Annotated in this window: 1 protein-coding gene; it reads left to right on the top strand. The window is 60.4% G+C overall.

All coding sequences use genetic code 11. From position 1 onward, the window contains the following. Nucleotides 1-739, top strand: a 739-nt coding sequence (locus EA795_RS20640) for a hypothetical protein (protein ID WP_122079233.1), incomplete at its 5' end; no start/stop codon positions are given. Nucleotides 740-861 lie beyond the last annotated feature (122 nt).

Raw genomic sequence — 861 nt, 5'->3', positions numbered from 1 at the left:
TATGGGCCGCGATATTTCCTTCACTCACCGTACCAGCATGACCGTCGATCGCTGGCATCGCATGCTGGACGACGCAGCAGAACGCCGTGACCTTCCCCGGCTCTATCGGGAAAACCTTATCGAGGCCGCGGACGACATGCTTCGAGCGAGCATCATCGATCCCCTGGAACATTTCGATCTGCTCGAGCTTGCGGAGTCTGCGTATTCGCATGAGATCGAAGAGCAGATAGTCCGTCACCGTTACTTCCTGCGCTCTGGCTCCTATGTGCTGGTACGCGACGGCCCGGCGCTAGGGTACCTGTCGGGCACCGCCTTTAACTGGGCACCGCCCGGGGAGCGCTTGAACGCCTCCCACATAGACGCGAGGGTGAAGCACACGGACATTGGCCTGGAGCTGCTCAATCGAAGCGAGGAATCGATCGGACGCATAGATGGGAAACGTTGCATCACACCGACCGGCGAGTATGAGCTGGTCGAGGTTTCGCGGATGATTCGAGGCATAGAATTGCGCACCATCGACGACCCGGACCTGTACCGGGCCGCCCTCGATGCAATCCAGCTGGCCAAGGAAGAAGGCGACACGGAGCGGCATGCAGCACTCTCAACGCGAGCCAGCGTGTCCATCTTTATGCCATGCCACGCCTGCGATGACTCGTTCAGCAAGCGAGAGGACTGTGCGGAATGCGAAGGCCTGGGGTTCGTGCGCGAGACGCCGGACCGGTTCAGGTGGCGAAGCTAGATCCGCGCCACGACATCACTGGCCCGCGGTATCGAAGGCGACAACGCCTTCGCCAATAGGTATCCAGTCCGATTCTGGGGCGTTCGGTTTACAAATCGCCATCTGCACCGTCGCGCCAACCT

The organism is Stutzerimonas nitrititolerans, from assembly GCF_003696285.1.
In the GTDB taxonomy this organism is placed as follows: Bacteria; Pseudomonadota; Gammaproteobacteria; order Pseudomonadales; family Pseudomonadaceae; genus Stutzerimonas; species Stutzerimonas nitrititolerans.
This window is presented reverse-complemented; position numbering and strand designations above follow the sequence as displayed.